The organism is Nitrospira sp. ND1 (assembly GCF_900170025.1).
Lineage (GTDB): Bacteria > Nitrospirota > Nitrospiria > Nitrospirales > Nitrospiraceae > Nitrospira_A.
Map to the genome: position 1 here is coordinate 375,574 of NZ_FWEX01000006.1, position 24,537 is coordinate 400,110.

At 60.5% G+C, this 24,537-nt stretch carries 22 protein-coding genes; 15 read left to right on the plus strand and 7 right to left on the minus strand.

The window, feature by feature from the left end; genetic code table 11:
- The first annotated feature begins 157 nt into the window (after positions 1 to 157).
- From NSND_RS06275 to NSND_RS06285, 3 genes are read left to right on the plus strand one after another with little or no spacing between them, the layout of a single operon-like run.
- Positions 158 to 1,567 carry a serine/threonine-protein kinase gene (locus NSND_RS06275; protein ID WP_080878180.1) on the plus strand — a complete coding sequence of 470 codons (1,410 nt, stop codon included), beginning with the start codon at positions 158 to 160 and terminating at the stop codon, positions 1,565 to 1,567.
- An 8-nt stretch (positions 1,568 to 1,575) separates the two neighbouring features.
- Positions 1,576 to 2,412 carry a Stp1/IreP family PP2C-type Ser/Thr phosphatase gene (locus NSND_RS06280; RefSeq protein ID WP_080878181.1) on the plus strand — a complete coding sequence of 279 codons (837 nt, stop codon included), beginning with the start codon at positions 1,576 to 1,578 and terminating at the stop codon, positions 2,410 to 2,412.
- 9 nt (positions 2,413 to 2,421) lie between these two features.
- Positions 2,422 to 3,153: an FHA domain-containing protein gene (locus NSND_RS06285; RefSeq protein ID WP_080878182.1), complete on the plus strand. Its 732-nt coding sequence runs from the start codon at positions 2,422 to 2,424 to the stop codon at positions 3,151 to 3,153.
- Between the two features lie 208 nt (positions 3,154 to 3,361).
- On the opposite strand, the gene NSND_RS06290 is transcribed toward NSND_RS06285, so the two are convergent.
- The 3 genes from NSND_RS06290 to NSND_RS06300 form a co-directional block, all read right to left on the minus strand.
- Positions 3,362 to 3,973 carry a cysteine rich repeat-containing protein gene (locus NSND_RS06290; RefSeq protein ID WP_080878183.1) on the minus strand — a complete coding sequence of 204 codons (612 nt, stop codon included), beginning with the start codon at positions 3,971 to 3,973 and terminating at the stop codon, positions 3,362 to 3,364.
- Between the two features lie 122 nt (positions 3,974 to 4,095).
- The gene (locus tag NSND_RS06295) at positions 4,096 to 5,109 is read right to left on the minus strand and encodes a hypothetical protein (protein WP_080878184.1); all 1,014 of its coding nucleotides are present in this window, start codon (positions 5,107 to 5,109) and stop codon (positions 4,096 to 4,098) included.
- Between the two features lie 162 nt (positions 5,110 to 5,271).
- A complete protein-coding gene (locus NSND_RS06300) occupies positions 5,272 to 5,685 on the minus strand; it encodes a secondary thiamine-phosphate synthase enzyme YjbQ (protein WP_080878185.1) in 414 nt (137 codons plus the stop codon).
- A gap of 442 nt (positions 5,686 to 6,127) precedes the next feature.
- Here NSND_RS06300 and NSND_RS06305 point away from each other — a divergent pair, with 442 nt between their 5' ends.
- The 6 genes from NSND_RS06305 (at position 6,128) to NSND_RS06330 (ending at position 11,618) form a co-directional block, all read left to right on the plus strand.
- Positions 6,128 to 6,871, plus strand: a complete 744-nt coding sequence (locus NSND_RS06305) for an SH3 domain-containing protein (RefSeq protein WP_080878186.1) — start codon at positions 6,128 to 6,130, stop codon at positions 6,869 to 6,871.
- Positions 6,872 to 7,029: 158 nt separating this feature from the next.
- Positions 7,030 to 7,737 (plus strand): HAD family hydrolase, encoded by a 708-nt coding sequence (locus tag NSND_RS06310; RefSeq protein ID WP_159450659.1) that lies wholly within the window; start codon positions 7,030 to 7,032, stop codon positions 7,735 to 7,737.
- Complete coding sequence (locus NSND_RS06315; RefSeq protein WP_080878188.1) at positions 7,734 to 8,666, plus strand: cobalamin-binding protein; 933 nt, start codon at positions 7,734 to 7,736, stop codon at positions 8,664 to 8,666. Before NSND_RS06310 ends, NSND_RS06315 begins: the two co-directional genes overlap by 4 nt.
- Positions 8,667 to 8,673: 7 nt before the next feature.
- Positions 8,674 to 9,549, plus strand: a complete 876-nt coding sequence (gene hpnD / locus NSND_RS06320; protein WP_235000187.1) for a presqualene diphosphate synthase HpnD — start codon at positions 8,674 to 8,676, stop codon at positions 9,547 to 9,549.
- Positions 9,546 to 10,856 (plus strand): hydroxysqualene dehydroxylase, encoded by a 1,311-nt coding sequence (locus NSND_RS06325; RefSeq protein ID WP_080878190.1) that lies wholly within the window; start codon positions 9,546 to 9,548, stop codon positions 10,854 to 10,856. Before hpnD ends, NSND_RS06325 begins: the two co-directional genes overlap by 4 nt.
- 90 nt (positions 10,857 to 10,946) lie before the next feature.
- Positions 10,947 to 11,618, plus strand: coding sequence for a uracil-DNA glycosylase (locus tag NSND_RS06330; protein WP_080878191.1), 672 nt, complete (start codon positions 10,947 to 10,949; stop codon positions 11,616 to 11,618).
- Positions 11,619 to 11,681: 63 nt separating this feature from the next.
- On the opposite strand, the gene NSND_RS06335 is transcribed toward NSND_RS06330, so the two are convergent.
- The 4 genes from NSND_RS06335 to tldD all read right to left on the minus strand — a co-directional run bounded on the left by NSND_RS06335 (position 11,682) and on the right by tldD (position 15,816).
- Positions 11,682 to 12,137, minus strand: a complete 456-nt coding sequence (locus tag NSND_RS06335; protein WP_080878192.1) for a hypothetical protein — start codon at positions 12,135 to 12,137, stop codon at positions 11,682 to 11,684.
- Between the two features lie 36 nt (positions 12,138 to 12,173).
- Positions 12,174 to 12,728: a YbhB/YbcL family Raf kinase inhibitor-like protein gene (locus tag NSND_RS06340; protein ID WP_080878193.1), complete on the minus strand. Its 555-nt coding sequence runs from the start codon at positions 12,726 to 12,728 to the stop codon at positions 12,174 to 12,176.
- Positions 12,729 to 13,018: 290 nt separating this feature from the next.
- Positions 13,019 to 14,377, minus strand: a complete 1,359-nt coding sequence (locus NSND_RS06350) for a TldD/PmbA family protein (protein ID WP_080878195.1) — start codon at positions 14,375 to 14,377, stop codon at positions 13,019 to 13,021.
- Positions 14,378 to 14,379: 2 nt separating this feature from the next.
- Positions 14,380 to 15,816, minus strand: coding sequence for a metalloprotease TldD (tldD, locus tag NSND_RS06355; protein ID WP_080878196.1), 1,437 nt, complete (start codon positions 15,814 to 15,816; stop codon positions 14,380 to 14,382).
- 192 nt (positions 15,817 to 16,008) lie between these two features.
- Between tldD and NSND_RS06360 the strand changes: the two genes are divergently transcribed.
- The 6 genes from NSND_RS06360 to NSND_RS06385 all read left to right on the plus strand — a co-directional run bounded on the left by NSND_RS06360 (position 16,009) and on the right by NSND_RS06385 (position 24,535).
- Positions 16,009 to 16,794 carry an isoprenyl transferase gene (locus NSND_RS06360; RefSeq protein WP_080878197.1) on the plus strand — a complete coding sequence of 262 codons (786 nt, stop codon included), beginning with the start codon at positions 16,009 to 16,011 and terminating at the stop codon, positions 16,792 to 16,794.
- A 43-nt stretch (positions 16,795 to 16,837) separates the two neighbouring features.
- Positions 16,838 to 17,686 (plus strand): phosphatidate cytidylyltransferase, encoded by an 849-nt coding sequence (locus NSND_RS06365; RefSeq protein ID WP_080878198.1) that lies wholly within the window; start codon positions 16,838 to 16,840, stop codon positions 17,684 to 17,686.
- Positions 17,687 to 17,718: 32 nt separating this feature from the next.
- Positions 17,719 to 18,879, plus strand: a complete 1,161-nt coding sequence (locus NSND_RS06370; RefSeq protein ID WP_080878199.1) for a 1-deoxy-D-xylulose-5-phosphate reductoisomerase — start codon at positions 17,719 to 17,721, stop codon at positions 18,877 to 18,879.
- A gap of 25 nt (positions 18,880 to 18,904) precedes the next feature.
- Positions 18,905 to 20,296 carry an RIP metalloprotease RseP gene (gene rseP, locus NSND_RS06375; RefSeq protein ID WP_159450660.1) on the plus strand — a complete coding sequence of 464 codons (1,392 nt, stop codon included), beginning with the start codon at positions 18,905 to 18,907 and terminating at the stop codon, positions 20,294 to 20,296.
- Between the two features lie 6 nt (positions 20,297 to 20,302).
- Positions 20,303 to 22,009 carry a proline--tRNA ligase gene (locus tag NSND_RS06380; RefSeq protein WP_080878201.1) on the plus strand — a complete coding sequence of 569 codons (1,707 nt, stop codon included), beginning with the start codon at positions 20,303 to 20,305 and terminating at the stop codon, positions 22,007 to 22,009.
- Positions 22,010 to 22,222: 213 nt separating this feature from the next.
- Positions 22,223 to 24,535 carry a GspE/PulE family protein gene (locus tag NSND_RS06385; RefSeq protein WP_080878202.1) on the plus strand — a complete coding sequence of 771 codons (2,313 nt, stop codon included), beginning with the start codon at positions 22,223 to 22,225 and terminating at the stop codon, positions 24,533 to 24,535.
- The last annotated feature ends 2 nt before the right edge of the window (positions 24,536 to 24,537 follow it).

Sequence of the window (24,537 nt, forward strand, 5' to 3'; positions counted from 1 at the left end):
TCGGCCTTACGTGCGAGAAGCCCCGGCGGGCTTCGGTCTCAAACGCCTCGCGACGGCATTCATGAATAATCCGGGCTAGGGTGCACTATTCCCTCGTTTCGTTGACACTCCAAGACCTTCAGTTACACTGAGGGATAACTACGCACGACTCCAACACATGACCACATCCTGGGGCTGGATCGGCCCGTATTTGATCGTCATTATCCTTGCGATTATGGTCGGGCCGTTACTGGCCACCCTTCCGCTGTTCACACACACGTTCCTCCAACCGTTACGCATGAACGCCGCGCAGGCCGTGCGATTGATCGCCGACGGGATCTGCCTGTTGATGATCTGGCTCACCGCGGCCAGGGCCAGGCAGGACCTGCACGACAACGGCAAGGGCCAAACCTTTTTCCGTGCGATTCTGTTTCCCTCCGCGCTCCTCCTGATCGTCCTCGTGGCCACTCGCGCGTATGAGGCGCATGGCGTTCCGGTGCTCGGGACTCCCAAGCAACCGCTCTATAACTGGCTGATCACCGGCGGCCTGATCGGCGCGGCCATCTGGCTGACGTTCGCCTGGGTTCGTCATGCCGACGCGCTGACCCAGGCCTTCGCCGGTCGTCCACGCCGTCGTCCGGTTGAGGAGGAAGACGAACCGGCAGACACGGCCGGCGAGGCCCGCGCGACCGCCGACACGATCACTCCCAACCCAACCCGTGCAGGCGGCACCGTGATCGTCCGCAATGGGACCGCCGTTCCGGACACGCTGGGCCGCTATCAGGTCGTCAGGGAACTCGGTCGTGGCGCCATGGGCGTCGTCTACCTGGGCAAAGACCCGACGATCCAACGCCACGTCGCCATCAAAACCATGCGGCTCGACGACATCGATAACGAAGACGAGCTCAAAGCATTCCGGGACCGCTTCTTTCGCGAAGCCGAATCGACCGGACGCCTCTCACACCCCAATATCGTCACGGTCTATGACGCCGGCGAGCAGGAGGGTCTCGCCTATATCGCGATGGAGTACCTCGAGGGCACCTTGCTCAGCTGCTATTGCCAGAAATCCACCCTCCTTCCGGCCAAGCAGGCCTTGCAGATCGTGGCAACGGTCGCCGATGCCCTGGACTATGCACACAGCCAGGGCGTGATCCATCGCGACGTGAAACCCCCGAACATCATGATTCTGAAACAACGCCTCGTGAAGGTAATGGATTTCGGCATCGCCAAGATGGCCAGCGGCTCGAAAACCCAGACCAGCATGATTCTGGGCACGCCGCGGTACATGTCGCCGGAGCAGGCGACGGGAAAAGATGTGGACGGCCGGTCCGATGTATTTTCCCTGGGCATCGTGCTCTTCGAGCTGTTGACCGGCGAACGTCCGTTCGACGCGGAAAACATGCCGGCGCTCGTCACGCGCATCGCCAAAGCTCCGCATGCCCCGCTGCTCAAATACCGCCGCGATCTTCCCACACGGGTCCAGGCCATCCTCGATCGCGCACTCCAGAAAGAAATCCCGAACCGATACCGACACGCCAGCGATATGGCGCAGGACCTCCGTGACGTCTTCCAAGTGATGCCGAGATAGGCCCGACCATGCACTCCTTGCACATCACACATGGAGCGACCTCGGACGTCGGTTTGACCCGCGCGCACAACGAAGACCGCTTTCATGCCGATCCCTCCGCCGGTCTGTTCGTGGTCTGTGACGGAATGGGCGGCCACCGCGCAGGAGAAGTCGCCAGCAGCCGCGTCATCGACATCATTCCCCGCCACCTGGCGGAGGCCGAGGCCGACCCGTCTCTCCCCCTGATCGGCGCGGTACGACCGGAGTTCTCCTCAGCCACCAACCGGTTGGCGAGCGCCGTCCGGTTGGCCAATCACAAGGTGCATCAGGAGGCGGCGCGTCATGTCGAATACGCCGGCATGGGCACTACGGTCGTGGCGGCCTGGCTGGTCGGGCCGATCCTCTCGATCGCCCACGTGGGCGACAGTCGGCTCTATTTGATCCGCGGCAATGCGCTGCAACTCCTGACGACAGACCATTCTCTGGTGCAGGAGCAGGTGCAGTCCGGACTACTGACCGCCCATGACGCGACGCGCGCGTCGTACAAGCATGTGTTGACCCGCGCCGTCGGCGTACATCCTCTGGTGGAGGTCGAGCTGGGAGAACTCCCCGTGTTGAACGGCGATATGTTCCTCCTGTGCTCCGACGGCCTGACCGCCGGCGTGTCGGCCGACACGATCCTCCGCGTCGTGCAGGAATCTTCCGATCCGCAGACCGTCTCAGACCGTCTCATCGCCCTGTCGAATGCCGCCGGGGGGACCGACAATACGACCGTCATCGTGGCGATGCTCAGGCACCGCAAGCCGGGCATGTGGCATCGCATGTGCTCACAGTTGTTCGCCGCACCGACCACCGAACCATCCTAAGGAGCGACCATGTCCCAGCACCACCCAGCATCACCTACGCTCCTCGTGAAGGCGCCGCAGGGCGGCACACGAGAACTCGAGGTCTCGCGCACGCCCTTCACGATCGGACGGAAGCACGACAACGATCTCTGCCTGGAAGACCTCGCCGTCTCCGCCCACCATGCGCGGATCGTCCAGGTGCAGCAAGTCCTGTTTCTCGAAGATCTGACCAGCACCAACGGCACTTTCGTGAACGAGCAGAAAATCGACCGGCGACAACTGCGCGACGCAGACAGCATTCGTCTCGGCACGCACCGGTTGATTTTTCGGGAAGCACACCCGATCGCAGCGGAAACGGCCGGCACCGGCGAGGTCCTGATTACCGACGACACGATGGTGGTGTCGCGTCCGATGGGCGGCGAGCGCCCGCCGGCGGAGCAGAACATCGGCGTGGTGGAAATTCTCTCGGGAAAGAGCGGGCAATCACAGTATCACCTGACGAAACACGTGTCGCTGATCGGCGCACAGGACGACGCCGTCATCACATTGACCGGGTGGTTTGCGCCGAAAACGGCCGCGGTGATCAGTCGGCGCGGCGAGGGATACGTGGTGAGCCAGACCGAGAGCGGGAAACGTATCCTCGTGAACGGCCGTCACATTCAGGGGGAACACGTGCTTCGCAACGGAGATGTGGTGGAAGTGGCCGGTCTCACCATGCGATTTTTGCTGCGCGACCCGAAGGGGAGTCTCGTCGCGCGCTAGCCCGCATTAGTCACGAGAGTCCGTCACGAAACCACGGAGACGCCTTGCGAGACGGGCGCGTGGAGCCTCTCGGGCCGAGGCATACTTGAACCAGTATGGTGAGGCCACGAGGGGCGAGCCCGCCTGCTTGGGTGCGAGCATCTCGCACCCAAGCTTGTCACAGCGGCGTGTCGGTGGTTGCAGTAGGAGTCATCGTGAATACTGCGGGCTAGTTGAGCAAACGACCCCGTTTCGGCAGGAGTTGAAAACACTGGTCCGAGACTTCCTGGGCATGAGATTCCAGACACTGCACCAAGGCCCCGCCGCCTAGAGGCACCTCCCGACAGAACTGCCTTCGGTCCGCCTCACAGGCTGTACGCAGCTGTTGCATCGCCTCTTTCATTCGCACGAGCCGTTCCCGCAGCATCGGCCGGCATGGGGCGGAGAGTTGTGCCGTCTTGCGTAGCAGACAGGCGCGCCGCTCCCCTTCCTCCTCGGGGCACAGCGCCTCAATTTCCAGATCGCATTTCAGCTCCCTCCCGAACGGCGCACGCACGGGCTCAACCGGAGGATGCTCCTGGGCTTCGGTTTGTACGACCGGGGCCGGCTCCCGCACCACCACCGGTTGCGAAACCGGCTCCGGGGTCGGCGGGGCGGGAACACCGGTGTGTGCCGGAGAAGCAGGTGTCGCAGGTTGTGGCGGGAAGGAAACCGGTGTCGGTTCGGAGGCCAGGTCGTTCTGCGGCAGCGTATAGAGCACGAGGCTCCAGACCGCGCCCAACACCACACAACTGAGTACTGTCACAATCGCGATGGAACCGAGTCGGGATGGGCCAGCCAAGGAGCTCCTACGGGGTATGAGATCGATCCTGCCTGATCAGCAGGATCTGGGAAGAGGCTTCCCCTTACCCGTTCGACGCGGGCGACGATGCGGCACACATGGAATTGTCCGGCAACCGCCGCTCAGTTCTCAGGCGCTTCGACGATGTGGTTCTCGAAACGGGTGCAACCTTCCGCCAGCAATCGATTGGTCAGCATTTCCCCCGGCCATTCGATCGGGAGGTCGGCCGTGAACACCCATACGTCGGGCGACGTCCACACAGGACCGTGGTCCTCCGGCAACTCCGGATCGAAGAGATCGGTCCAGACCGGCATATACACGCCGTTGCCACATTGCGTGTGCAGATGGGCGATCGTGCGCGCCCGCACCATGGGATCCAAATCCCGCCAGACTGCGGCGGTTTCGTCGGCCAACCGGTGCAGTCGCACCGCATTCTGCGCGTCGAACAGCGCATAAGAGGCGTAGACCGGCACCTCCAGGGTGTCCGGGGCCAGCGCCAGCTCGGCGCATTGTGCGACGAGACCTTCCAGCAGCGCCCGGCGCTCCGGTTCCTCCAGGGAATCGGGCAAGCCCGGATCGGGCATGCCGATCAATTGAAAGAACAGAAACGCGGTGTTTTCGACCGGGGGATAGAGACGCGACGCAATCGCCTGAGTGCGCTGAGAATCCGCGATGCTCACGAGATGTTCGTTCAACGTCTGGAGGGTTAACCCTTCGAGGGTCGCGTCGGTCAGGAGACGGGGTTCCACCCGCACGACCACGCCGGCCGGAATCTGCAAATGTCGATGCAGCAGATCTGCCGTCGCGACGGGGTCGATCTTCAATCCGAGCGGCTGCCCCAAGTTGGCTTGGAGCGGCAACTCCAACGCGGCCATCAAGGCATAGGCGCCCTTGTCGTCATCCGGCCCATCCATGATGACGGCGCACGAGGCCTCCGCCACCAGATCAAACATCCACTCCGCCATCTCCTCATCGAGCGCCGCCAAGACGGTCAGCAGATCCTGCTCACGTCCCTGCTCGATAAAGGCTTGCAGGGTATCGATTGCGGCATCCGTGTCCCCATGGTCATGGCGACGGGCGTTGATCAAATGAATCAAATCCCTCGTCAGCGGATCCGGTCGTGACCAACTCAACATGGCTGGCCTCCCATGTCGATACGAAGTCCTGCTGAATGGTATCTGTTCATGCTGTTATCCATGTTGCCAAACTTTCCAGAGCGTGGCAAGCGCGAATGCGGTTCTTCGTCGACCTCAGCAGCACACCATCCGTGGCAGCCTCGCCACAGAACGTTCGACGCATCATTCTCCGATGACTTTGACCAGCACACGCTTACGCCGCCGCCCATCGAACTCTCCGTAAAATATTTGTTCCCACGGCCCGAAGTCCAGCTTCCCATCCGTAATGGCGACCACCACCTCCCGCCCCATGAGCTGCCGCTTGATGTGCGCATCGCCGTTGTCTTCACCGGTGTCGTTGTGGCGGTACGTCGCCTCGTGCGGCGCGAGACGCTCAAGAAAATCGTCATAGTCGCGCAGCAGCCCTGCCTCGTCATCGTTGATATACACGCTGGCGGTAATGTGCATGGCATTCACCAGCACCATCCCCTCCCGCACCCCGCTTTTTTGCACCACGGCATCGACCTGCGGCGTGATATTCACATACGCGCGCCTGGTTTTCGTTTCAAACCAGAGTTCTTCTCGATAGGACTTCATCGGTCTTCACATTCAGGGTGGTGCGCGATTCTGCAACGAGGATGTTGGAACTTGCAAGCCCTTGCGCATCAAGTCAACCCTTCACGCGCTCCGCCTCCGCGGCCGCAATCGGTTCGACATTTCCAACCCAGGAACCTGTCCGACATGGCCTTCGTAGCGGGGCGAAGGAGGCGCGACCAGATGCTAGCCCGAAAAAGCCGGAAGCGTATTCGCTGGAATACGTTGAGGACTATTTCGGGCCGAGAACGACGCAGATGATCGTGGATCGTTTGCCGCAGTCGAACGGTCAATGTCGGACAGACTCCCGGCCGGCCGGGCCTTGTCGCAGAACATGCGTGCCGCCTGTCGCTTTGTCGAACAAAATTGACAGGCTGTGGGGCCGGTGATAAGTACCTACAAATAGACAGACCCGCGCCATTGTTTCGAATGAGGAGGTCCTCCGATGGTTTCATCTACGGGCATTCCTGCCATGCGCAGCGAGTGGACGAACTGGCATCTCCTGTTCGCAAGTCAACCGGAGCCGGATCTGGAATTCACCGAGGAAGACCTGGATGAATCAATGCCGCCCCCGGCGCCACCGATGAACTCGCCGAAGCGATCCGGCAAAAAGCCGTTGCTCTGGATTCTGCTGCTTCTGCTGGTGGGAGGAGTCGGCTACGTCGCCATGGACCCGGATGGAGCCATGCAGCTGGTTGAACCCTATCTGGGTGGCGGCGCAGAGCCCGCTCAGCCCGTGATCCAGAAACCGCCGGTCAAAGCTCAAGCTCCGAAACAAGCACCGACGGTGGCACCACCCGTGGTGGCCGACAACAGCACCCCAGCTCCGGCTGATGTGCCTGCCGCATCGTCCGCCATACCGGCTCCCGCAATACCCGCACCTGCCATGCCGGCCCTCCAGCCCGCAGCTTCAGCCCCCAAGCCCGCGGCTCCGACCGTGCGCGTCGCCGGTCCGCTCTATGCGGAAGGCCAACGGGTGACGGTCATCGCCGATCCGACCAGACCCAAGTCCCCCATACCCCTCTTCGTTGACGCCGTAGGGACTAAAACCAGCACGGCAGTGCTGGCCGGCGCCACGCTCACGATCCTGGACGGCGATTACCAAAAGCGCGGCTGGGTCTACTCGGTTCGAGCTCAGGATGGCCGAAAAGGCTGGGTCCCTGAACGTAGCCTCAGGCTGAAACGCTAAGCCCGCGATCGTCTCTCAGGCCTCGTATGACGGCCCGTTCCTCAGTGGGACGGGCCGTCGTCTTTTCTTGTCGATACGCCCTTGTTATAATGCCGCGCCCACACGACCGACAGCCCGATATTCAACGAACTACGCACAGGGATGCCAGAATAACGACCATGAGCGAACTACGCGCCATCATTTTTGATTTTGACGGAGTCATTGCCGACACCGAGCCCCTGCACTTTGCCGCCCTGCGACAGGTCCTGGCCGGCATTGAGATCTCCCTCACCGAAGCGGAGTACTATACCGACTACCTCGGGTTCGACGATCGCGGCTGCTTCCTGGCCGCCTTGCAGTCCCACCGGCGCCAGGCGTCTCCCACGCTCCTTGGCGAATTGATGGAGCACAAGGCCCACGCCTACCTGGCCGCCGTCAAACAACATCTGGCAATCTTCCCCGGCGTGCGCGAACTGGTTCATGAGGCCGCCGCTCGATATCCGCTCGCCATCGCCTCCGGCGCGCTGCGGAATGAAATCGAACTGATTCTGGAAGAGGCGGGTCTTCGTAAGGCATTTCTGCACATTACCAGCGCGGAAGACGTGACCCGTGGCAAGCCGGCGCCCGATCCCTTCCTCCACGCGATGGCCGGCTTGAACTCACAACCGAACCAACCCGCACTATTCCCGAACGACTGCCTGGTCATCGAAGATTCCCTGCCCGGCATCAGAGCCGCACGCGCCGCCGGCATGAAAGTGCTGGCTGTCGCCAATACCCACACGGTGCAGGATCTCGGAGAGGCCGATGCCATTACCCATTCGCTTGCAGACACCAGACTGCAGGACCTGCAGGCGCGCCTGTGGGGAGCGGCTCAAGGCCGCCCATGAAAATTTGTTCGCTGGTGCCGGGTGCCACGGAAGTCGTCGCGGCCTTGGGGTGCCAACACAATCTGATCGGGATCAGCCATGAATGTGACTTTCCGCCGAGCCTCGCACAGATCCCGGTGATGGTGCGTCCGCGCATCGAGAGCCATCATCTCTCCAGCGCTGAGATCGACCAGCAGGTCGGCGCGCTGCTCGCCGCCGACGTAGGGCTCTATGAATTGGATGAGACACGGTTCTTGGCCGCACGACCGGACCTGATCATTGCCCAGGCGCTGTGTGATGTCTGCGCCATCACCCCGTCACAGTTGGAGCGGGTCGTTCATGCACTCTCGCCGCCGCCTCGCATGCTCACCCTCAGTCCCGGGCGACTTGATGACATCCTCCTGGATATTGAAACGATTGGAACAGCCATCGGGCGGGAAGAAGCCGGAACACAGTTGTCCGCGGTGCTCCGCAGCAGGCTCGACACCGTACGGGCCACCGTGGGCGCTCAGGCAACGCGCCCCAGAGTCGCCTGTATCGAATGGCTCGCGCCGCTCTACACTGCAGGCCACTGGGTTCCCGACATGGTGGCCGCTGCAGGGGGCATCGACGTCCTGGCGCAGCCCGGCACGGCCTCCCGAAAAATGGATTGGGACACACTCGCGGCCTCTGAACCGGACGTGATCGTCCTCATGCCCTGCGGATTTACCGTCCCGCGCACGAAAGCCGAACTCGCAAGCATGACGGCACATCCGCAGTGGCAACATCTTCCCGCCGTTCAGCGGGGAGACGTCTACCTCGTCGATGCGCTCTCATACTTCAGCCGCCCCGGCCCACGACTGATCGACGGCGTGGAACAACTCGCCGCCATTTTGCACCCAGCCTCTTACGGCCGCCACCTTCCCGCGTCCGTCGAACGACTTGAGGGACAGACGACGCACTCACACTGATGACACGATGATGACACCAGCTGAAGCCCAAACCTACTGCACGACCCTCACCAAAAAAAGCGGGAGCAATTTCTACTACTCCTTTTTGTTTCTTCCGAAAGCCCGCCGCGAAGCGATGTACACGGTCTACGCCTTCTGTAAGGAAGTGGACAACGCCGTGGACGAGCCGCCTTCCGGCAGTCATCCGCAGGAAGAATTGGCCCGCTGGCGGCGCGAGCTGGCCGCCGCCTACGACGGCACGCCGACGTTCCCCGTCACCGTCAGCCTTGCCCGGCACGTACGGGAGCTGTCCATTCCGCAGGCCTATTTCGAGGAACTCATCAAGGGCGTCGAGATGGACCTCACGACCACCCGGTACGCCACCTTCGACCAACTGTCTCTCTACTGTTATCGGGTGGCGTCGGTGGTGGGATTGATCTGCCTGCACGTGTTCGGCACCACCTCCCCGCGCGCCCAGGACTATGCCGTCAATCTCGGCATGGCCTTTCAATTGACCAATATTCTTCGCGACCTGGGCAACGATGCAGAATGCGGTCGCGTCTATGTGCCGCAAGAAGACCTCGCGCGTTTCGCCTACCGGGAGGAGGATCTCCTGCACCGGCGGTACAAACCGGAATTTACCGAGTTCATGCGGTTTGAAGTCGGCCGAGCAAAGGAATTTTACGCCAAGGCGGCGCGGGCGCTCGATTCGCTGCCACGCGCCGAACGCCGGGCCCTGACGGTGGCGGAAATCATGCGCGGTGTGTATAGCCGGATCTTGCACCGGATCGAGCAGTCCGGTTACCGCGTATTGGGAGATCGGGTCACGCTGACTCCGAGCCATCGCTTGGCCGTGGCAGCAGGCGTGTGGTTGCGCTCCCGTCTCCCCTCTTCGACTCCATGAACCGGACAGTGCTCATCCTCGGCGGCGGGATCGCCGGTCTGACGGCAGCCTTACACCTCGCCGCCGACGGCCATGCCGTCACCGTGATCGAGCAGGCCGACCACCTGGGAGGCCGCCTCTGTCACGCGCCTCCCCCGTTGCTCCTCGAAGCCCACACAGCCACCTGGTCCCTGCTCAAGACCCTCGGCAAAGACACCGCCACCAGGCGGCTTCGACATACGCCGCTTGAATTTCTTCAGGCGACGGGAACTCGCACCCAATTTCTGCACCTTCCCCTGCCGTCCCCGCTCAACACCCTCCTCGGAACCACCCTGTTCCAGGGTCTGTCGATGCGGGACCGCTGGCATCTCCTCTCCTTCCTTGAACGCACATGGGAACAGGATCCTCCGTTGCCGAACGATCTCGACACACGAGCGGCCGACGAATGGCTCGCGAGCATCGGCCAGTCGGAACATGCCCGGCACGGTGTCTGGAACAGCCTTGCCCGCTTGTTGCTGGGGGCGGCGCTTCCGCAGGTATCCGCAGAGCTTTTCATGCGCACACTGCGACGCTGCTTTTTGACCGGTGCCCGCGCCACGAAGTTAATCATCCCGCCTCACGGACTCGATTCATTCTTGCTCACGCCGCTTCGGGCGCAGCTTGACCGGATGGGAGTCCGGTCTCGGCTGAACACGACGGCGACGCAATTGCACTTCACCCAGGATCGTGTCGCCCATGTCGAACTGGCAGACCGCACCCGGCTCACCGCCGATTGGTATGTCGCCGCGCTGCCGCACCATCGACTCACGCCACTCTTGCCGGAACGAGTCGTGACGCACTATGCCTATTTCCAGCAAATCAGCCGCCTGAGCGAGTCTCCCCTGGTGATCGTTCGCCTGCACCTTGCGCAACCGGTCGAACAGACACAACTCGTCCTTTTGGAACGCAACCGGCTTCATTGGATGATCCGGCACGCAGACGAGGAACGGCACGAGCAGGCCGCTGTGTTGTGGGCCGTCGCAGTCGATGAGCCGGGCCTGTTGCCGCAATCGAAAGACGACCTCGTTCAACTGACCCTGAAAGACATGGAGAGAGCGTTCCCCGGCGGCCCGCTTCCCAGGCTCATCGAGTCGGATATCGTTCGTCTCCCGTCGGCCATCCTGACCACCAAACCGGGTACGCAACAGTGCCGACCGCTCTCACACAGTCCGTTTACCAATTTTCTCGTCGCCGGCGCCTGGACGGACACCGGCTGGCCGGCCAGTCTGGAGTCCGCAATTCTCAGCGGCCAACGCTCCGCCGCGCTCGTTCCCGCCGACGCATCATGACTCGTCCGATGGGCGAATGGCTCACGACATCACGTTGACAACCCCTCCCACCGCGACTAAGATTTGGCCCTCCACTCGAATGGAACGCATATGTCTTCATCCCTGACCACCCTGCAGGAACTCGCCGAGTCGCTTCACAATTGCCAACGCTGCCCGCTCGCCAAGCTCGGTCGACGCCAGGTCGTCTTCGGCGTCGGCAACCCTCATGCATCCGTCATGTTCGTAGGGGAGGCACCGGGATTTCACGAGGATCAGAAGGGGGAGCCATTCGTCGGGGCAGCCGGACAATTGCTCAACGACTTGTTGGAGTCAGCGGGGCTGTCGCGCGCGGATATCTACATCGCCAATGTGATCAAATGCCGCCCGCCGAATAACCGCGACCCCGAACCTCAGGAGGTCGAGACCTGCAAACCGTTTCTCTTGCAGCAGATCGCCATGATTCGGCCGAAGCTGGTCTGTTCGCTGGGCAATTGGGCGACGCAGACACTTCTGGAGCGCAAGGTCGGGATTACGAGAGTACGCGGACAGGCGTTTTATCTGAAGGAATTCGTACTGTTTCCCCTGCTCCATCCCGCCGCAGCGCTGCACCAGGGGACCATGCTGCAGCCGTTGCGGGAGGACTTCCAGAAGCTGAGGGAGTTTCTCGACCGGCACAGTCAGCCTCCTGCGACGCAGGAGGGAGCCGCTTCGAGCACCACCGAAACGGTGCGGATCGATCCCCCCGCTACGATCGCGCAACAAATGGATTTGTTCGGGTCATAGCACGACCGCTCCGAAGAGACTGAATCAGGAACGACCGCCCGTCCGGGGCCGTCACAGCCGCCTTCAGGTGCGGGCGGGATCCTTCACGGCATCGGGAGTTGCGGCCTCATCAGCCGTGGCTTCCTCCGACGACTCCTCTTCTTCCGGAGCGCCGAACCAGGCAACCAACATTTCTTCCCACCAGGCCTCATCGATTTCAGGGCCGGGATCGACACCGAGAAACGCCACATCGTCGGCCGAAATACCTTCTCCGACCAGGTGCGGCTGAAACTTCGCGCGATCAATCACTTCCTTCGTGGCGTACCCGCCTAAGATCCAGGAATCCGGATCCGCCCGCCTGGACTTGTATGCCTTGAGGTTGAGCTTCAGGTACATAAAGACCTGCTGCTGATGATCGTCTCCGACCCCGCTCTGCGGCAGACTGAGTGTCTTTTCGATTTTTTTTCTCCAGTGCCGATCCTCGTATCGCGAGGTGATCAACTGAAGCATCGTCTTTCCCAGTTCGGCATCAAGAGACATGGTCTGTTCCCTTACTCTGTTCTGATGATTGTTCGCTTACCGGCCGTAGGTGCCGGTGAAGGATGCTTTTCCGATGGCGTTCTGATTGAGATAGTACCCGACCATCGCGCCGGAGGCCTCTTTCTTGAGCGGCAACTGATCCACCTTCAGCGCGAACACCGTGAAGATATACCGGTGCGGTTTATCTCCCGGCGGTGGACAGGGCCCGCCAAAACCAGGCTGGCCAAAATCCGTCACGCTCTGAATGCTCCCTTGAGGCACGCCGGCACTCTCCGGCTGCCCCGCTCCGGCCGGCAAGTGCGTCACGCTCGGAGCTATATTGAAGATGAGCCAGTGCCACCAACCGCTTCCCGTGGGGGCATCCGGATCATAGACTGTCACGGCAAAACTCTTCGTGTCTTTCGGCGCATGATCCCATCGCAGTTCAGGCGACAGGTTGCCACCCGTGCAGCCGAACCCGTTAAACACGTGCTCATTGCCGATCGTGCTCTGATCCTTGATCGTCGGGCTCGTTACCTGAAATTCCGCTGCCCGCCCGACCGCAGGACCCACCAGCAAGGCACAGATCATCGAGGCCATCAGTCGTCGCATCACTTACCCCCTTCGCAACCTAGCAGGATGCGGAAAAAGTCCGCCAGCGGCGTTCTCGCAAGACACTGCCGCCTCACCACCTCGGCGGCGTTCACAAACGTGACGCGCGTTATTCCGCGCGTCGTGAACCTCAGAAGCTCACCGTACAGCGCGAGTACGATTCGCCGCCTCGCTTGCTGCGGCCTTGCTGGACGGCCTTTTTTCACATCCTGCGGGTTATTGCAATACCGACACGGCGCATGAGTTGATACGTGGCGTATTGCGCAACAGTCAAGTGCTTCCGCAGCCCGCTAGTTCCCTGCCAGCGTCATCTCCGCGAGCTTCACGGTAGGGCTGGCAATCCGTCCGCGAAACACGAGATCCGTGCCGATCGTCTCGATATTCGCATACATCTGCTTCAGATTACCGGCGATGGTAATTTCTTCCACCGGGTAGGCCAACTCGCCGTTCTCAATCCAGAACCCGCTCGCCCCGCGGGAATAGTCGCCGGTAACCATATTGATGCCGAACCCGATCAGATCCGTCACATAGAGACCTTGCTTCACAGACGCCAAGATATCCTCCGGACTGGTGGTGCCCGGGACCATATAAAAATTCGTCGGCCCGGCGGAGGGACTTTCTCCGATGCTTCGCGCGGCATTTCCGGTGGAAGGCAGTCCTAACTTCTTGCCTGAATAGGTGTCCAGGATATAACTGGCCAGACGACCACGCTCGACCATCGCCTGCTTCCTGGTCGGCAGCCCCTCGCCATCGAATGGACGCGTCCCCAAGCCGCCGGGCATCCGTCCGTCGTCATAAATGGTGACAAAGTCCGGCGCGATCTGCTGGCCCAGTTGTCCGATCAGGAAGGATGCGCCTTTATACAGGGCATAGCCTGAGAGGGCACTACAGAGGTGACTGAGTAAACTCCCCGCCACTTCAGGGTCAAAGATCACCGGCACACGGCAGGTAGAGACTTTGCGCGCACCGAGCTTCCGGACCGTCCGCCTCGTCGCTTCCCGGCCGATAGCTTCCGGACTCTCCAGTTTGGCAAACGCACGATTCACCCCGTACCAGTAATCCCGCTGCATCCCGGCCGCATCCGACGCAATCGGCGAGACGGATAGGGAGAAACTACTGTTGGCATAGTGCCCCACAAACCCGTGGCTGTTTGCCAGGATGATCCGGCCGGATGACGAGTCGCACTCGCCCCCTTCGGAATTCGTGATACGCGAATCGGCGGCAAACGCAGCCCGCTCGGCACGCAGCGCCAGGTCGATCTGCTGATCCGTCTGAAGTTTCGTGGAATCGTGAATATTCAACTCAGGGAAATCGGTGGCGAACTGGCCCGGCTCCGGAAGGCCGGACACCGGATCCTCGACGACCGCTTGCGCCAAGGCACAGGTTTCACCGACGAACCGTTCCAGGGACTCGCGGGAAAAGTCGGAAGTCGATGCGCTGGCGGACCGTTGACCGAAAAAGACCCGCAGGCCGAGCCGCTTTTCACGTGCCTTCGTGAGTCGATCGACGGCGCCCATCCGGACCTGCACCGACAGGGTTTCCCCGTCGGCCACCATCACGTCCGACGCCGTCGCGCCATGTTTCGCCGCACGCGCCAGCAGATCCTGCGCGATATTCGTATAGTCCTGTTCCACAATCGCACGTGTCATGGTTATGCTTTCGTCCCACCGACGGTGATTTCGTCAATTCGAATGGTCGGCAGGCCGACGCCGACCGGCACCGACTGCCCTTCTTTTCCGCAGGTTCCGATGCCTTCGTCGAGCTTCAAATCGTGCCCCACCATCGAGACCTGCTTGAGAATATCCGGTCCGCTGCCGATCAGGGTTGCACCTTTCACCGGCTTGGTGATCTGCCCGTCTTCAATGAGGTAGGCCTCGCTGGCGGAGAACACGAACTTCCCGTTGGTGATATCGACCTGCCCGCCGCCGAACGAGACGGCGTACAGCCCCTTTTTGACCGACTTGATGATGTCCTTCGGATCTGATTCTCCGGCCAGCATGAAGGTATTCGTCATCCGCGGCAACACGACACTTTGATAACTCTCACGCCGCCCGTTACCGGTCACCGGAATACCCATCAGGCGGGCATTCAATTTGTCGGTGATGTATCCGCGCAAAATACCGCGTTCGATCAAGACGGTGCGGCTGGTGGGCGTGCCCTCGTCGTCCACATTCAGCGAGCCGCGCCGGAAGGGAAGGGTCCCGTCGTCCACGATCGTGCAGACCTCTGAAGCGACTTTCTTTCCCAGCAGATTCGAGAACGCGGAGGTTTTCTTCCGGTTAAAATCGGCCTCCAGCCCATGTCCGATCGCTTCGTGCAGCAGGATCCCCGGCCATCCCCCGCCCAACACCACCGGCATGACACCGGCCGGCGCATCGACTGCGCTCAAGTTCAGGATGGCTTCCCGCGCCGCTTCTCTGGCGAACTGCAGATATCGCTGGTCGTTCTGGAAATACTCCAGTCCGATTCGTCCTCCGCCGCCGAACGTCCCCACCTGCCGATTGCCGTTCTCTTCGGCAATACAGGTGACCTGGAGCCTCGACAAGGGTTGGATATCGCCGACCATCAGACCGTCGGACGTCGCCACCAGCATGACCTTGTATTCGGTGTTATAGGCCGCCATGACGTTCTTGATCCGGGGATCGTACCGCCTGGCTTCGGCATCGATAGCGTTGAGCAGCGTGACCCGATCGCGGGTGGCGACTTCAATATTGGCCCGGTCATGGGGATAGAGATTGCGTGCGAGGGCGGGGCGGTGGGTGACCGGAACCGGTGCCGTTCCCTGGGCGCTATTGGCGATATACCGCGCCGTATCGGCGGCAATGTTCAAATCTTTGGGGGTCAGTTCGTCGGAATAGGCAAAGCCTGTTTTTTCGCCGGCGGTTGCCCGGACGCCGACGCCCTGCCCGACACTCTTCGTGGCCCGCTTGACGATCCCCTCTTCCATGGAGACCGACTCGGACTGGCAATACTCAAAATACAGGTCCGCATAGTCGACGGTCGAGACCTTGACCCGTCCCAGCGCCTGCTCGATTTCTCGATCGGTTACCCCGAAACGCGCCAGTGCGCCGGACTCGTCATTGGACATGCATGTGCTCCTCTCGTACGGTGCGTGAGTATAACGCACTCTTTTCCGGAGGCGCAATGCAAACACGCTCGAACCATCTGCAAATACAGCGAAATTGGGAAATACTGTTTGACTTTCCTGGACCCCACCGCTAGACTCGCCTTACTTCCCCGAGGATCCACATAGTCTAAAAAAAGGTGCTCACGCCGTTCCATGAACGATTCTCGATCACGCGATATCGAGCCTGCCCCCGACTCTGATCTGCTCTCGCAACTCGAACCGGACCTGCTGCCGAAACATCTGGCCGTGATTATGGACGGCAACGGCCGCTGGGCCGAGCTACGGGGCCTCCCGCGTATTGCCGGGCACCAGGAGGGCATCAAGTCCGTGCGGGAACTGATCTCTCTTTCTCTGGAACTGGGGATCAGGGTGCTCACGATTTATGCGTTTTCGCAGGAAAATTGGAACCGGCCCGCCCAGGAAATCACCGCGTTGATGGGCCTACTGGAACATTATTTGTCCACAGAACGATCCAGCCTGGTTGAAAAAGGCGTGCGCTTTCAGACCATTGGCCGGGTCACGGCCCTGCCCCCGTCCGCTTTACAATGGGTCCGGACGACGGAGCAGGAAACCGCCCACTTGGACAAACTGATCCTCAATGTGGCCTTGAGCTATGGTGGCCGTGCGGAACTGGTCGATGCCGCGAGAGAACTCGCCCGGGCCGTGCAGAGCGGCCGGCTTTCACCGGATCAGATCGATGAACAGGCTATGCAACAGGCCCTGTACACCCATCGCCTGCCCGATCCGGACCTCCTGATCCGCACCAGCGGCGAAACGCGCATCAGCAATTTCCTGTTGTGGCAACTGGCCTATACGGAACTGTACTTCACCCCGACACTCTGGCCTGATTTCCGGCGGCGCGAAACGTTGGTCGCCCTGATCGAATACCAGCGGCGCGAACGCCGCTTCGGCCGGGTGCTCAGCAGCGTCTCCTCCTAGCTTCTCCGTGGTGAAACCAGGAGCTATTCAGTGCGAGAAGACTATGCCGCCCACAGTGGACAGGGCTCGACCACGATCTTCATCCGAAACCGTTCGTCGCGTACTGGCGGCAGCGGTGTTTCTGCCGATCTTTTATTACCTCGTCCACGACCTCGGCGCGATCGCGTTCTTCGGCCTGGCCGCGATTGCCGGCATGCTCGCAGCCGGAGAGTTTTATCGGCTCCATTTGGGACAGGCCCCTTGGCCATGGTGGTGCTGGCTGGGCGTCGGGGCGACCGGACTTTTGATCAGCAGCGCGCAGTGGCCGACCCTCGTCACCGACCGTGCGGTACTGCTCGGGACCCTGGCGATTGCGCTGTGCATGCCCCTGCTCTCAGGAAAGTCGCTGCGCGACTCACTCACGGACGGCATGGTGCTGGTCATGGGCGTGCTCTATCTCGGCCTCACACTCAGCTATCTTGTGCTCACGAGAGGGTTGCCCGACGGCGCCCTGCTGATTTTCTTCGTCTTCCTGGTCACGTGGGCCGGTGATACCGGCGCCTATGTGGCGGGAAAGTCCATGGGACGGCACGCGCTGGCGCCGGTCATCAGCCCGAAGAAAACCTACGAGGGATTGGCAGGTGGCCTCGTCCTCGCCTGCCTGATGGCCGTCGTCGCGCGTGCCTGGTTCCTACCCGCTTTCTCGCTGGTGGATTGCCTGGCGCTTGGGATGATCCTCACCATCACCGGCCTCATCGGCGACCTGGCGGAATCGGCCATGAAGCGCAGTGCGGGATTCAAAGACTCGGGGGCCCTGATCCCGGGCCATGGAGGTATGCTGGATCGCCTGGATAGCCTCTTGTTCACCGGCCCGGCCTTTTACTACTATGTCACGATCGTCAACAACGGGTGACAGATGATTGTCCCCCCGTTCTGGAGCACGCTATGAAAAACATCGTCATTCTTGGTTCGACCGGCTCGATCGGAACGAACACGCTCGATATCGTGGACCGGTTTCCGCAAGAGTTTCGCGTGGTCGGCCTGACCGCCGGCTCGAACGACGAGAAACTCGAGGCGCAGATCCGCAAGTTCCGTCCTGCCTTCGCGGCGCTCGCCAACGAGGCGGCGGCGGCAAGATTGCGTGATCGATGCGCCGACCTCCCCGTCAAGATCCTTGCGGGCAACGAAGGCGTGGCCGAAGTGGCGCAGTCGCAGGAAGCTGAATTGGTCATTTCCGCCATCGTCGGCGGCGCAGGGCTGCTCCCGACGCTGGCGGCCATTCGAGCCGGCAAACAGATCGCGCTCGCCAACAAAGAGCCGATGGTCATGGCCGGCGCATTGATGCAGGCAGAAGCCAAGAAACATCACGTCCGCATTTTCCCCATCGACAGCGAACACAGCGCCATCTTCCAGTCGCTCGAAGGACACCGGCGCGAGGACGTCAAACGTATCATTCTCACCGCCTCCGGCGGCCCGCTCTGGGGCTTCTCCCGCGAGCAACTTCAAGACGTCAGTCCCGAGCGCGCCCTGCAGCACCCGAACTGGAAAATGGGCTCCAAGATCACGATCGACTCGGCCACACTGATGAACAAAGGACTGGAAGTCATTGAGGCGCGCTGGCTCTTCGATATTCCGGAGACGCAGATCGAGGTCCTGGTGCACCGCGAGAGCATCATCCATTCTCTGGTAGAATACACAGACCGGTCGGTGATTGCGCAGCTGGGCCTTCCCGACATGCGAACACCGATTTCTTATGCCATGCGGTATCCTGAACGGATGCCGTTAGACCTTCCCTCGCTCGATCTGACGGAGATCAGCACCTTAACGTTTTTCAAGCCCGACCATGCTCGATTCCCCTGTTTGCAGCTCGGTTATGAGGCGTTACGGATCGGCGGAACCATGCCGGCCACGATGAATGCCGCCAACGAAGTGGCCGTGGAAGCATTCCTTCAGAACGGAATTCGTTTTCTCGATATTCCGGAGATTATTCGGAGTACAATGGAGTCTCATGCGCCGCGTCCGATCGACGGCCTCGACGATGCGCTGGAAGCCGATCGCTGGGCTCGCGACAAAGCCGAGTCTCTTGTGCATGCCTTGACGCGGTAATACCCTGAACCCAAGGAGTGTTGTTGTGGGAACAGCCTTTGCCTGGTCTCCTGATGTGGTGTCGCTTCTGACCCACTGGGCGCTTCCGTTCCTGGTGGTGTTGGGCGTCCTCGTCGCCTTTCACGAAATGGGACATTTTCTCGCTGCGCGCTGGGTCGGGGTGAAAGTCCTGAAGTTTTCGCTCGGGTTTGGGCCGAAGATTTTCGGGCGCCAGATCGGAGAAACGGAATATCTGTTGTCGGTCGTGCCCCTGGGCGGATATGTGAAGCTCTTCGGCGAAGACGAGCACGAAACCCTGACGCCGGAAGACAAGAAACGGGCGTTTGTCCATCAGTCGCTGTGGGGCAAGACACTCATCGTCGCTGCCGGTCCAATCTTCAACTTTATCCTCGCCTATCTCATTTACACCGCCTATATCGGACTGGGCTATACGCTGCCGGTCCCAAGCTTCAAGGACATCATTCCTGAAGTCGAAGCCGTACTCCCTGGATCACCTGCCGACCAAGCCGGCCTGAAGCCTGGCGACCGGGTCATCCGGGTGAACGAAAAAGAAATCTCGACCAACGCCGAACTCCTGAAATACATTTCCCAAAGCAACGGGAAACAACTCACGTTGGACCTGACTCGCGGGGAACAGGTCAAGACGGTGCTGGTCACACCAAGCAAAACGACCGTGCAGGACAACGGCAAAGCCACGACCATCTTCCAGCTTGGCATTGAAGAGCGGGCGCCGGTCATCACGGCCGTGATCCCGGGGTCTCGCGCACAGGCTGCAGGCCTATCGGCTGGCGACCGGGTCGTCCGCATCGACGGACACGACATCTTCACCTGGTCGCAGATGACCTCCCTCGTGCGGGAAAGCCCGAATCGCGCGCTTCAGTTTGATATTCAACGGGGCGGCACCACCCAAACGCTCTCCGTCACGCCGATGGGCGAAAAGGCCACCGTAGAGGGAAAGCCGGCCGAAGTCGGGAAAATCGGCATTTCGGCCCAAAACCAAACTATTCTCCAGACGAACGATCCGCTCAAAGCCCCGTGGCTTGGTGCCCAGGCCACCTGGGGATGGACCGAACTGACGGTGGTGGGCATCTACAAAATCATCACGGGGGACATCTCCCGCAAGAACATCGGCGGGCCGCTCACGATCGCCAAAACCGCAGGGGACGCCGCTGAACAGGGCACCTCCAGCCTGGTGTTCTTGATGGCTATGCTCAGCATCAATCTGGGCGTGCTCAATCTCCTACCCATCCCCATTCTGGACGGCGGGCACCTGCTGTTCTTTTTTATTGAGGCCATTCGTAGAAAACCACTTGAAGATCGGCAGCGAGAACTGGCACAACAGGTGGGCCTGGTTCTCCTGGTCGGCATCATGATTTTTGCGTTCTGGAATGATATTGAGCGGCTGATTTCCCCATAAACCCACATGCGCGTTTCCGAAACCCTTATCCCCACATTGCGAGAAGATCCAGGCGAGGCTGAAACGGTCAGCCATCGCCTCATGCTGCGCGCCGGCCTGATCCGGAAGGTCGCGGCCGGAATCTACACCTATCTCCCGCTGGGCCTGCGAGTGCTCCGTAAAATCGAACGCATCGTTCGCGAAGAGATGAATCGGGCGGGAGCGCAGGAACTGCTCATGCCCGTCGCCTCTCCGGCGGAGCTGTGGCGAGAAACCGGACGCTGGGACTTCTATGGCAAGGAGCTGCTCCGGTTCAAGGACCGGCACGAGCGCGATTTCTGCCTCGGGCCGACACACGAGGAAGTGATCACCGATCTCTTCCGCCGGGAAGTTCGCTCCTACCGGCAGATGCCGTTGAATTTCTATCAGATCCAGACCAAATTCCGCGACGAGATCCGTCCACGCTTTGGATTGATGCGCGGCCGCGAATTCATCATGAAAGATGCGTACAGCTTCGACCGGGATGAAGCCGGAGCCAGACTGAATTATCAAAAAATGTACGACGCGTACAACCGCATCTTCACGCGCTGCGGCCTTACCTTCCGTCCTGTGGAAGCCGACACCGGGTTGATCGGTGGCACCTCTTCGCATGAGTTCATGGTGCTGGCGGAGACCGGCGAGGAGACGATCGTCTATAGCGAAGACGGCACGTACGCCGCCAACGTCGAACGTGCCGAAGTCCTCCCTCCGGATACCGCTGACACTTCGGCTCACCGCCCGCTTACGCCGGTCTCAACCCCGAACCGACGAACCGTGGAGGAAGTCACTGCCTTCCTGAAAATTGAGCCACGACAACTGGTCAAGACGCTGCTCTATAGCACGGGCAAAGAGACGGTCGCCGTCCTGGTCCGCGGCGATCATGATGTGAATGAGATCAAGGTCAAACGCCTCTTGGGTGTGCCGGAGATTGAGCTGCTGAAACCCGAGTTGGTTCCCGGCCTCACGGGCGCGCCGGTCGGATTCGTTGGGCCGGTGGGATTGAAGCAGGTCCGCATCATGGGCGACTGGGCCGTGAAGGCCATGGCCAACTTCGTCGTCGGAGCCAACCAGGCCGACACCCATTTCGTAGACGCCAACTGGGAGCGAGACTTCAAGGTGGATCAGTTTGCCGATCTCCGCAATGCACGCGCCGGTGATTGTTCACCCCGCAAGGACGGCACGCTGAAGACGGCCAAGGGCATCGAAGTCGGCCATGTCTTTATGTTGGGGACAAAGTACAGCCAGGCGATGAAGGCCACCTTCCTGGATGCGCAGGGACAGGAACAGCTGGCGGTCATGGGCTGTTACGGAATCGGCGTGAGCCGAACCGCTGCGGCTTCGGTTGAGCAGAATCACGATGCGAAAGGCATCAAGTGGCCGGTTCCCATCGCGCCCTTCCATGTCACCCTGTTGCCGCTCAGCCAGTCTCAACCAGTCACGCAGTTAGCCGAGACCCTCTATCGCGCCATGCAGGAGGCCGGTATCGAAGTCTTGTGGGACGACCGTGACGAGCGGGCCGGGGTCAAGTTCAACGACGCCGATCTGATCGGTGCCCCCTATCATTTGGTCATCGGGGAGAAAGGGTTGGCGCAAGGTCAGGTCGAGCTCAAACTTCGTCATACCGGCGAGACTCAAAAAGTCGCTCCCGACCAGGTGGTCTCCCTGCTGTCCTCATTCCTGAAAGCCGCTTCCTAGCTCCATCAGCCGGTTCAATCGTTCACTCCCCCCGACAGAACTTCACTCCTGCGGATACGTCCTCACACGACCGGCAGAACCGGTTTGGGAAAGTGTCTTTTACTTGCCTTGACTGCGCGTTGCGATACACTGACTCACACGGAAGAAGCCCGGCGTTCGGATCCCGGTCGACACCGCAACCGCCCTCTGCGCAAGCGTTTTGGAGACAACTTGATGCAGCCCAAACCCCCGCTGCCCGGTCTAGGCGACGCGACTCTCAAATCCGGCAACGCGGAAAACGTCAAGCGGATCAGCGGGCAAATTCTCGCCGCGGCCGATGTCGACCAGATCTTGCTGGATCTGCGCCATGAAATCTTGAGCTGTTTCGACGCGGAAGATCTCACGCTCTTTGTGGTGGACTCGGAAAAGAAAGAGATCTTCTCCAAAATTCCCCATCTCGATACCGTTCAGGAAGTCCGCACCCCGATCACCGAACAGAGTCTTGCCGGGTTCTGTGCCAAATACCTTCGCCCCGTCAATGTCGGCGACGCCTACAGTCCGGTCGAACTGAGTGCGATCCACCCCTCGCTCACCCACGATGCCTCCTACGACAAAAACACGGGCTTCAAAACCAAACAGGTGCTCACCTATCCCGTCGTCGCCGAGAACAAATATCTCATGGGTGTCATCCAGCTGCTCAACAAGAAGAGCGGCGGACGGTTCACGCGCAAAGACGAGGAATGTGTCGCCGAGATCGCCAAGGCATTAGGCACGGCCTTTTACGCACTCAGGAAGACGTCGAAAAAACCTCCCTCGAAATTCGACTATCTGCTGACCAACGGAAAAGTTTCGCAACACGATTTGGACAATGCGCTCGCGGAGGCAAAAAAGGGGACCACCGACATCGAGTCGCTGCTCATCGAAAAATATAAAGTGCCCAAATCGGAACTCGGCAAGTCGCTCGCCAATTTTCACAAATGCCCCTACATCGAATACAACGAGCGGACAATCGTCGATATCGAACTGCTCAAAAACCTCAATGTCGACTACCTCAAGAAAAATCACTGGATGCCGCTCAAGCGGGACCGCGCAGCGATTGAAATTCTGACCGACGATCCCGGCGATCTGGATCGCGTCCAGGACATCAAACGCACCTTCCCCGGCCTGAACATCCGCTTTGCGGTCAGTCTTCGTCGCGATATCTCCCTCTTCCTTGCGAGCACGACCGGGACTCCGGAGATCACCAACAAGATGAATGAGAATGTGTCCGACATTCTCGGCGAACTGGTGAACGAATCCCAACTTGAGGCTCAGGAAGACGCCTCCAGCGCAGGGCTCGACGAGAACGACAACGCCATCGTGCGCCTGGCCAATCAGATCATCGCCGACGCTTTCCGGCAAGGCACCTCCGATATTCACATCGAACCCTATGGTGAAAAGCGCGATACCCTCGTGCGGTTCCGGGTCGACGGCGACTGCTTCGAGTACATGAAAATTCCACCGAGCTATCGCCGCGCCATCGTCTCCCGGCTCAAGATCATGGCGAGTCTCGACATCGCGGAACGGCGAAAACCGCAGGACGGAAAGATCAAATTCAAGATCGGCGAGAACAAGGAAATCGAGCTGCGTGTCGCCACCATCCCAACCGCCGGCTACAACGAAGACGTGGTCATGCGTATTCTGGCTGCGAGCGAACCGCTGCCGGTGGACAAGATGGGATTTTCGGAGCGGAATCTGCGCGAAATCAAAAGTATCGCGGAAAAGCCGTATGGCATCATTCTCTGCGTGGGACCGACCGGATCAGGCAAAACCACCACGCTGCACTCGGTGCTGGGTTACATCAATACACCGGACATCAAGATCTGGACGGCGGAAGACCCCGTCGAAATCACACAATACGGACTTCGTCAGGTGCAGGTGCATTCCAAGATCGGCTTCACGTTCGCTGCCGCAATGCGCGCGTTTCTCCGGGCCGATCCGGATGTCATCATGGTCGGAGAAATGCGGGACAAAGAAACTGCGGACACGGGCATCGAGGCCTCGCTGACCGGTCACTTGGTCCTCAGCACCTTGCACACCAACAGCGCGGTGGAAACCATCACCCGCCTGCTCGACATGGGCTGCGACTCGTTCAGCTTCGCCGACGCCATGCTGGGAGTGCTCGCCCAACGTTTGGCGCGACGGATCTGCAAAGACTGCAAGGAAGCGTATCAGCCCTCGAAGGAAGAGTATGAAGAACTGCGGTTGGGATATGGCCCTGACTACTGGGACACGCTGGGCGTGACATTCGACGCCAACTTCAGGCTCTATCGAGGCAAGGGCTGCGACACCTGCAATCGGACAGGGCTGAAGGGCCGCGTGGCGCTACACGAACTGCTTCTGGGCACAGATCAAATGAAGAAGTTGATTCAAAACAAAGCGAAAACCGACGAAATGCTGAAGGCCGGCATGGCGGAGGGCATGACGACTCTGGTCCAGGACGGGATCCAGAAAGTGCTGCAAGGCCACACGACCTACAAAGAAGTCAAAGCCGTCGCCATTAAGTAACA

What these genes read in the sequence shown, in the direction of transcription:
- NSND_RS06360 (WP_080878197.1), top strand. Translation starts at nt 16,009, where the DNA reads ATGAACGATTCTCGATCACGCGATATCGAGCCTGCCCCCGACTCTGAT.
- NSND_RS06325 (WP_080878190.1), top strand. Translation starts at nt 9,546, where the DNA reads ATGAACCGGACAGTGCTCATCCTCGGCGGCGGGATCGCCGGTCTGACG.
- tldD (WP_080878196.1), bottom strand. Translation starts at nt 15,816, where the DNA reads ATGTCCAATGACGAGTCCGGCGCACTGGCGCGTTTCGGGGTAACCGAT.
- NSND_RS06335 (WP_080878192.1), bottom strand. Translation starts at nt 12,137, where the DNA reads ATGTCTCTTGATGCCGAACTGGGAAAGACGATGCTTCAGTTGATCACC.
- hpnD (WP_235000187.1), top strand. Translation starts at nt 8,674, where the DNA reads ATGATGACACCAGCTGAAGCCCAAACCTACTGCACGACCCTCACCAAA.
- NSND_RS06305 (WP_080878186.1), top strand. Translation starts at nt 6,128, where the DNA reads ATGGTTTCATCTACGGGCATTCCTGCCATGCGCAGCGAGTGGACGAAC.
- NSND_RS06370 (WP_080878199.1), top strand. Translation starts at nt 17,719, where the DNA reads ATGAAAAACATCGTCATTCTTGGTTCGACCGGCTCGATCGGAACGAAC.
- NSND_RS06330 (WP_080878191.1), top strand. Translation starts at nt 10,947, where the DNA reads ATGTCTTCATCCCTGACCACCCTGCAGGAACTCGCCGAGTCGCTTCAC.
- NSND_RS06300 (WP_080878185.1), bottom strand. Translation starts at nt 5,685, where the DNA reads ATGAAGTCCTATCGAGAAGAACTCTGGTTTGAAACGAAAACCAGGCGC.
- NSND_RS06365 (WP_080878198.1), top strand. Translation starts at nt 16,838, where the DNA reads ATGCCGCCCACAGTGGACAGGGCTCGACCACGATCTTCATCCGAAACC.
- NSND_RS06350 (WP_080878195.1), bottom strand. Translation starts at nt 14,377, where the DNA reads ATGACACGTGCGATTGTGGAACAGGACTATACGAATATCGCGCAGGAT.
- NSND_RS06315 (WP_080878188.1), top strand. Translation starts at nt 7,734, where the DNA reads ATGAAAATTTGTTCGCTGGTGCCGGGTGCCACGGAAGTCGTCGCGGCC.
- NSND_RS06385 (WP_080878202.1), top strand. Translation starts at nt 22,223, where the DNA reads ATGCAGCCCAAACCCCCGCTGCCCGGTCTAGGCGACGCGACTCTCAAA.
- NSND_RS06275 (WP_080878180.1), top strand. Translation starts at nt 158, where the DNA reads ATGACCACATCCTGGGGCTGGATCGGCCCGTATTTGATCGTCATTATC.
- NSND_RS06340 (WP_080878193.1), bottom strand. Translation starts at nt 12,728, where the DNA reads ATGCGACGACTGATGGCCTCGATGATCTGTGCCTTGCTGGTGGGTCCT.
- NSND_RS06310 (WP_159450659.1), top strand. Translation starts at nt 7,030, where the DNA reads ATGAGCGAACTACGCGCCATCATTTTTGATTTTGACGGAGTCATTGCC.
- NSND_RS06285 (WP_080878182.1), top strand. Translation starts at nt 2,422, where the DNA reads ATGTCCCAGCACCACCCAGCATCACCTACGCTCCTCGTGAAGGCGCCG.
- NSND_RS06280 (WP_080878181.1), top strand. Translation starts at nt 1,576, where the DNA reads ATGCACTCCTTGCACATCACACATGGAGCGACCTCGGACGTCGGTTTG.
- NSND_RS06380 (WP_080878201.1), top strand. Translation starts at nt 20,303, where the DNA reads ATGCGCGTTTCCGAAACCCTTATCCCCACATTGCGAGAAGATCCAGGC.
- NSND_RS06295 (WP_080878184.1), bottom strand. Translation starts at nt 5,109, where the DNA reads ATGTTGAGTTGGTCACGACCGGATCCGCTGACGAGGGATTTGATTCAT.